1 protein-coding gene is annotated in these 1,002 nt (G+C 72.5%); it reads right to left on the bottom strand.

The features are described from left to right. Positions 1-172 precede the first annotated feature (172 nt). Positions 173-1,002: cobalt-precorrin-5B (C(1))-methyltransferase (locus AC27IQ_RS25620; RefSeq protein WP_487091315.1), on the bottom strand; the 830-nt coding region annotated here is incomplete at its 5' end.

Here is a 1,002-nt window from a genome sequence, read left to right as displayed (position 1 = left end):
GGGCGAGGATATCGGCAATCGCGGCCCTCCCGGCACGGCAGCGGTTGAGAACCAGTGCAGAGGGCGCCCAGGCTGGCCGCGCCGTCGTCGAGCACGCCGATGATGCGGCAGGGTTGGGGATCGGGCATGGCGGTCGGGGCGGTGGTCAAGGCGGTCACGGTGTCGGGAGCGTTCATGCGGAGCAGGCCTCGGCCATCTTGCGGCCGTCGAAGTCGCAGACGAGCACCTGGAGCTGGAAGCGGCCCCCGTAGCGGTCGGGGGCCATGAGGGTGTCCACCACCGCGCGGGCCAGCGCGGCGTGAAAGGGTGCGGCCAGGCCCAGCGCTTCCATGCGCTCGGCGGCGAAGCGCGCGGTCTCGGCGGCGGCGATCTCGGCGCACACGTCGGCCGGCGCGCCGATGCCGGCGGCGAGTTCGGCCAGCAGTTGCGTGTCGACCTCGGCGCGGTTGGCGTGGGTGATGGTCTCGCCCTGGGCGATCTTGGTGAGCTTGCCCACCATGCCGCCGATGACGACTTCGCGCAGCCCCTGGGCCACGGCCTCGTCGAGCGCGTAGCGCAGGAAGTCGCCCATCTGCACGAAGCAGGCGGCGGGCAGCTGCGCGCGCTCCTTCATGGCGAACTGCTCGGTGCGCCCGCCGGTGGTGAGCACCACCACGCCGTGGCCCAGCGTGGCCGCCACCTGCACGCCCTGCACCACGCTCGCGCGGTAGGCCGAGGTGGAATAGGGCTTGACGATGCCGGTGGTGCCGAGGATGGAGATGCCGCCCAGGATGCCCAGGCGCGCGTTGAGCGTCTTCTTGGCCATGTCCACGCCCTGCGGCACGGAGATGGTGACCTCCAGCCCCGCATGGGCGAGCAGCGCCTCGCCCACGGCGCGCACGTTCTCTTCGATGTTTTGGCGCGGCACCGGGTTGATGGCCGGGCCGCCCACCGCCAGGCCCAGGCCGGCCATGGTGACGGTGCCCACGCCGAAGCCGCCCGCCAGCCGCAACCGCGCCATCA

This window comes from Acidovorax sp. KPB24-07 (genome assembly GCF_057543315.1).
Note: the sequence above shows the minus strand (reverse complement) of the source record. Positions and strands in the feature narration are given on the sequence as shown.